4 protein-coding genes and 4 tRNA genes are annotated in these 6,304 nt (G+C 37.8%); all 8 read left to right on the top strand.

Annotated features, from left to right (window positions below; genetic code table 11):
- Positions 1–35: 35 nt before the first annotated feature.
- Complete coding sequence (locus tag DWA31_RS03925; protein WP_114325358.1) at positions 36–500, top strand: regulatory protein RecX; 465 nt, start codon at positions 36–38, stop codon at positions 498–500.
- 31 nt (positions 501–531) lie between these two features.
- Positions 532–3,162, top strand: a complete 2,631-nt coding sequence (gene alaS / locus DWA31_RS03920) for an alanine--tRNA ligase (protein WP_114325357.1) — start codon at positions 532–534, stop codon at positions 3,160–3,162.
- 443 nt (positions 3,163–3,605) lie between these two features.
- Positions 3,606–3,800: a carbon storage regulator CsrA gene (csrA, locus tag DWA31_RS03915; RefSeq protein ID WP_114325356.1), complete on the top strand. Its 195-nt coding sequence runs from the start codon at positions 3,606–3,608 to the stop codon at positions 3,798–3,800.
- A gap of 185 nt (positions 3,801–3,985) precedes the next feature.
- A tRNA-Ser gene (locus DWA31_RS03910) sits at positions 3,986–4,078 on the top strand.
- Positions 4,079–4,144: 66 nt separating this feature from the next.
- Positions 4,145–4,221: transfer RNA gene (locus tag DWA31_RS03905), tRNA-Arg, on the top strand.
- A gap of 162 nt (positions 4,222–4,383) precedes the next feature.
- Positions 4,384–4,460 (top strand) — tRNA-Arg (locus DWA31_RS03900).
- Positions 4,461–4,720: 260 nt separating this feature from the next.
- Positions 4,721–4,797: transfer RNA gene (locus tag DWA31_RS03895), tRNA-Arg, on the top strand.
- A 1,105-nt stretch (positions 4,798–5,902) separates the two neighbouring features.
- Positions 5,903–6,199: an OadG family protein gene (locus DWA31_RS03890; protein ID WP_114325355.1), complete on the top strand. Its 297-nt coding sequence runs from the start codon at positions 5,903–5,905 to the stop codon at positions 6,197–6,199.
- The last annotated feature ends 105 nt before the right edge of the window (positions 6,200–6,304 follow it).

Below are 6,304 nucleotides of genomic sequence, written 5' to 3'. Positions count from 1 at the left end.
AAGTGGAACGGGTATTACTTGTAAAGAGAATGTAAATGAAACAAAAACAAACGGCTTTACACTGCGGAGTTGGCTTATTAGCGCGACGAGAACATTCTGAATTTGAATTAAGACAAAAGCTTAGTGTTCGCGAATTTGAAGAAGCTGACATAGATGCGGCTATTGAACGATTCCTAGATAAAGGTTACTTATCAGACACACGTTTTGCCATAAGTACCTGTCGGTATCGAGCAAATAGAGGTTACGGTTGGCGTTATATTGAGAATGAACTTAAGCAGAAACGCGTTTGCTCAATAATCATTCAACAATTGCGGAATAATTGCGAAATTGATTGGTATCTTCAAGCAGAGCTTGCGTATAATAAGCGCTTTGGTGAAAGGTGGATAAAAGATCCTAAGCAGGCTCAAAAAGAGCAAGCCAAAAAAATACGATTTTTACAATATCGTGGATTTTCACATGATGAAATTTTTGCGGTAGTAAGTATTTTCACTAGTAACTAACAGTTGAACAAACAGATTGATTAAGGCTCCCATGATTAAAAGCACCGCTGAAGTACGTCAGGCATTTTTAGATTATTTTGCCACTAAGCAACATCAAATAGTAAAAAGTAGTTCATTAGTTCCGGGCAATGATGCCACTTTACTTTTTACTAATGCCGGCATGGTGCCTTTTAAAGATGTTTTTTTAGGCGCTGAAAAGCGTAGTTATACTCGTGCTACTTCAGCACAACGTTGTGTTCGCGCTGGTGGTAAACATAATGATTTAGAAAATGTTGGTTACACAGCGCGCCATCATACGTTCTTTGAAATGCTTGGAAACTTTAGTTTTGGAGATTATTTCAAAGACGATGCGATACGTTTTGCATGGGAATTCTTAACGGTTACTTTAGGTCTGCCAAAAGAAAAATTATTAGTTACCGTTTATGAAGACGATGAAGAAGCTTTTTCTTTCTGGAATAATGAAATTGGTATACCGGTAGAGAAAATCATTCGAATTGGTGATAAGTCTCCTGATAAAAAGTTTGACTCAGATAATTTCTGGTCAATGGGCGATACTGGCCCTTGTGGACCTTGTTCTGAAATATTTTACGATCACGGTGCTGATATTTGGGGTGGTCCTCCAGGGTCTCCTGATGAAGATGGCGACCGCTTTATTGAAATTTGGAATATCGTTTTCATGCAGTTTAATCGCCAAGCTAATGGTGACATGCAGCCACTACCTAATCCGTCTATTGATACAGGTATGGGTTTAGAGCGTATTTCCGCTATTATGCAGAACGTACACAGCAACTACGAAATCGATCTTTTCCAAGCGTTAATCAAAGATACGGCGCATTTATTAGAGTGTAATGATTTAGATAATAAATCACTTCGCGTGATTAGTGATCATATTCGTTCTTGTAGCTTCTTAATTGTTGATGGGGTTGTACCATCAAATGAAGGTCGTGGTTATGTATTACGTCGTATTATCAGGCGTGCTATTCGCCATGGTCATAAACTTGAAGCTAAAGGGCATTTCTTTCATAAATTAGTGAGTTCATTAGTTGAACAAATGGGTGATGCTTACCCTGAACTAGCTCAACAACAAGCAATTATCGAAAAGTTGTTAAGAATTGAAGAAGAACAATTTGGTCGTACCTTAGATCGTGGCATGATCTTACTTGAAGATATGTTATCGAACTTAGATGGCGATACTATTAGTGGCGACGATGTTTTCAAATTGTATGATACTTATGGTTTTCCAGCAGATTTAACTGCAGATATTGCCCGTGAACGGCAATTGAATATAGATCACAATGGTTTTGATATTGCGATGGGCTTACAACGTGAACGTGCTCAACAAGCGAGCCAATTTGGCACAGATTACAATCAGCAATTAAAGTCTGATCACAAAACTGACTTTAAAGGCTATACCCGTCATTCTTATTCAGCAACCATTGTTGAGCTATTTAATTGTCATGATCAAGAAGCGGTAAGTCAGTTAAATGAAGGTGAACAAGGTTTGGTTATTTTAGACCATACCCCTTTTTATGCTGAATCGGGCGGTCAAGTTGGTGACTCTGGATTATTACATCTTGATGGTGGTGTTTTTGAAGTAGAAGACACTATTAAATTAGGTAATGCCTTTGCTCATCGTGGTGTTGCTAAAACCGATATGGGCTTGAATCGACGTGTTAAAGCAGAAATTGATATAGAGCGTCGTGCGGCTATCGTTAAAAACCATACCGCAACCCACCTTTTACATGCGGCATTACGTAAGGTGTTAGGCGAGCATGTTACCCAAAAAGGTTCATTATGTGATAGTGACAAGCTTCGCTTTGACTTCTCTCATTTTGAAGGCTTGACTGAACAAGAATTACAATCAGTAGAACAAATTGTTAACAATGAAATACGTCATAATCATGCCGGTGAAACCGAATTAATGTACATAGAAGATGCCAAAGAAAAAGGTGCGATGGCACTGTTTGGTGAAAAATATGATGATGAGGTGCGTGTAGTTTCTTTAGGTGAATTCTCTACCGAGCTTTGTGGTGGTGTTCATGTTGAGCGCACGGGTGATATAGGCATATTGAAAATAGTATCTGAGTCAGGTATTGCAGCAGGTGTTCGCCGTATTGAAGCCGTAACTGCAACGGGCGCATTAGCCTACATTAATGAGCAGAGCTTAACGTTGAGTAAAGTGGCCAGTTTAGTAAAAACTGATGTTGCCAGTGTTGGTGTTAAAGTAGAACAATTAATTACCCGTTCTAAGCAATTAGAAAAAGAAATTAGTATACTTAAGCAAGAGCTTGCAGCACATGCCGGTTCAGACTTAATAAGTTCAGCCATTGAAATCAACGGCATAAAAGTATTAATTGCCGATTTAAATGGTGTTGAAAGTAAATCATTGCGCGGTATGGTTGATGAACTTAAAAACAAAATGCAATCGGGCATTATTATGTTGGCTACCGCTAATGATGGCAAAGTTGGTTTAATTGCAGGTGTAACCAAAGACTTAACAGGAAAGGTTAAAGCTGGTGAGCTGGTTAATCTGGTTGCACAGCAAGTAGGTGGCAAAGGTGGTGGACGACCTGATATGGCACAAGCAGGCGGTAGTCAACCTGAAAACATAGCAACTGCGCTAGCCTCAGTACAACCATGGTTAGTTGAAAAATTAATTTAACAAAGTTTATTAAAATACGTATTTTTAAAAAGCCACTTGAATAATAACCAGGTGGCTTTTTTTTGAGGTCTATTTTGTGACAAAGACTAGGGTCTTTTGAGTAGTAAAGAGTGAGTGCGTATATTAAAGCTAAAATTGTGGAGTGCTGTCTTTGTATTAATTATATACAGCTACTTTGTTTAAATGTAACAAAACGGCAATAAATAACACAAATTAACTTAAAAACAACTTTAAAGCCTATTCAAAGTTAAGATAAGCTTGTTAGAATACTAAACACTTTGATGAAGTAAAAGCATTGGAGCTTTATCCTCATCTAAAGGTGGATTTTTTCGTAATCTCTACTATTACTTAAAAGGTATTATGGAAAATCAGACTAACTTTATATATTACTAGCTTATGTATATTTATTTAGTGGATCTCAATTTAAGAAAAGGAAGATGTAAATGTTAATATTAACACGACGCGTTGGTGAGACATTAATGATTGGTGACGAAGTCACTGTGACAGTATTAGGTGTTAAAGGGAATCAAGTAAGAATCGGTGTTAATGCACCAAAAGAAATCTCAGTGCACCGTGAAGAAATTTACATGCGTATTCAAGCAGAGAAAGATGATACTGAGTCCTCAGGCAACGTATAGATTATTTGTTGTAAAATTATCACGTTCTTAAAAACACCACATTTGATGGTGTTTTTTTTTGACTATCTTTTTAATGGTCGAAAATTATCATTATTGTTTGAATTGTCAGCAAACAGTTAAAAAACAAAAATAAATGCACAAAAAGGTTTGACTTATTTTTGAGATCTATTAATATGCGCACCACTGGAGAGGTGGCCGAGTGGCCGAAGGCGCTCCCCTGCTAAGGGAGTATCTGGTTTATAGCCGGATCGAGGGTTCGAATCCCTCCCTCTCCGCCATTATTTTATTTTGTGAATTTAATGGTTGTGTATCTTCATACTAAGATGTAAAACATAGTTTATTACGGGCGCGTAGCTCAGCTGGATAGAGTACCTGGCTACGAACCAGGCGGTCGCAGGTTCGACTCCTGCCGCGCCCACCACTTTTATTCGAGTGTTAAAATAAAGAATAATGGATGGTTCAAAGAAAACGAACCAGGCACTGTATAACCGAAAGGTTCGACATTTGCCAGTCCAACACTTTTCTTTAAGTGATAAAACAATGAAGATAAGCTAGTATTAAAGCTGAAAAATAAATACACTCCGGGCGCGTAGCTCAGCTGGATAGAGTACCTGGCTACGAACCAGGCGGTCGCAGGTTCGACTCCTGCCGCGCCCACCACTTTTATTCGAGTGTTAAAATAAAGAATAATGGATGGTTCAAAGAAAACGAACCAGGCACTGTATAACCGAAAGGTTCGACTCCTGCCGCGCCCACCACTTTTATTCGAGTGTTAAAATAAAGAATAATGGATGGTTCAAAGAAAACGAACCAGGCACTGTATAACCGAAAGGTTCGACATTTGCCAGTCCAACACTTTTCTTTAAGTGATAAAACAATGAAGATAAGCTAGTATTAAAGCTGAAAAATAAATACACTCCGGGCGCGTAGCTCAGCTGGATAGAGTACCTGGCTACGAACCAGGCGGTCGCAGGTTCGACTCCTGCCGCGCCCACCACATTTCTCACTCTTATTTGAGAGCAGAGAGTAAATAAACCTAGCCTTGGCTAGGTTTTTTTATGTCTGAAATAATCTGAAACCTATACCCATGATACTTCAAGATGTGCGTTTCAGGGCGCTGAACGATTCACGATTATTTTAGGCTGACGTGGCATGGATGCCACTTATTAGCAAAACAGCGGCTACGCCCCAACCATCTACTAGTAACATTGCTATAAGCATACACCAAAAATTTACGTCGTCATCCTCGTGGTGTTTTTGCCTACAGGACGTAGGTACTTAGCTTTGGTCTGGAACCACAAAGCTGAATCGAGGTTCCTGTTTTTAAACACTATGGATTTCCGATCAGAGACTTCGGAAATGACGGTGTTCCAGTTTTATGTTTACTTAAAAATCAATCTCTTAACTTTATGTTACTTAGAAGACTATGCATGGAGCACATAGTCCTGAATCTAAACTAAAAGACAATGGATCTTCGACAAAAGACTTCGAAGATGACGTATACAGTTACATCCTGAGTAAAGTACATAGGCAAGTTCTTTATAGAGAGTATTATTACTCACGAATTAACCGATCATATTAAAGTAGACTAAACTAAACCCTCCTGCACGCTGAGCTTCAATTTATTTGATCTTCGTTGATGAATAAGCGCTATGGCCAGAAGTACTTTTTCTGCGACTAACGTAATCTCAAACTAATGAATCTGTGATTAATTAATCGAGTGTATCGGACTTGAATTGATTGGAAGGCATTTAATCAATTCAATGACTATTATGAACGAATTCTAAACTAATTTAGTTGGAGTCAGTTAGTTTTAAGGTTCAAAATTAATTATTCTTAAAAAGAAATAAACCAATTAACTATTTATGTATATTGTATAAAATACTACTTATATATGCTGTAAAGCCTACATTTATTGTTATTATATTGTATACAATATCTCTTTTATGCAATTATTATTTCAATAACTGATGAAAATCACTAAATACCTCCCACTTTATGGCTTGACGTTTAGTTATTTTTCTGAAACATCAAAATAATGTTTGTTTTTAGTCAGTAGAGTGATTATTCTAATTTCATAAATTTTCGAATGAGAAGAAATAATGAACAGTATGGAACAACAGTTTTTAGAAGCTGGCACTCTTATGTTAGCCGGAATGGTGGTCGTATTCGCTTTCTTAAGCTTATTAATACTTTTTATTACTACAGTGCTAGCTAAATTAGCGATTAAATTCCCTGATCCTATCGCACCAACAACTAATCGTTCGAATAAAAACAACAAAAAAGCTGCCAGCGGTGAGATATCTCCCGCAATTGTTGCAGCGATAAGCGGAGCTGTTACTCGTTATCGCCAACAGCACTCTCAACAACCTTCTTCTTCACAGAAAGCAAAAATATAAGGGCATAATCATGAGCAAACCATTAGGTATTACCGAAGTTGTCTTAAGAGATGGTCATCAATCCATATTAGCAACAAGACTTCGCTTAGAAGACATGTTGCCAAT

This window comes from Candidatus Colwellia aromaticivorans, assembly GCF_003333305.1.
GTDB classification, from domain to species: Bacteria; Pseudomonadota; Gammaproteobacteria; order Enterobacterales; family Alteromonadaceae; genus Colwellia; species Colwellia aromaticivorans.
Note: the sequence above shows the minus strand (reverse complement) of the source record. Positions and strands in the feature narration are given on the sequence as shown.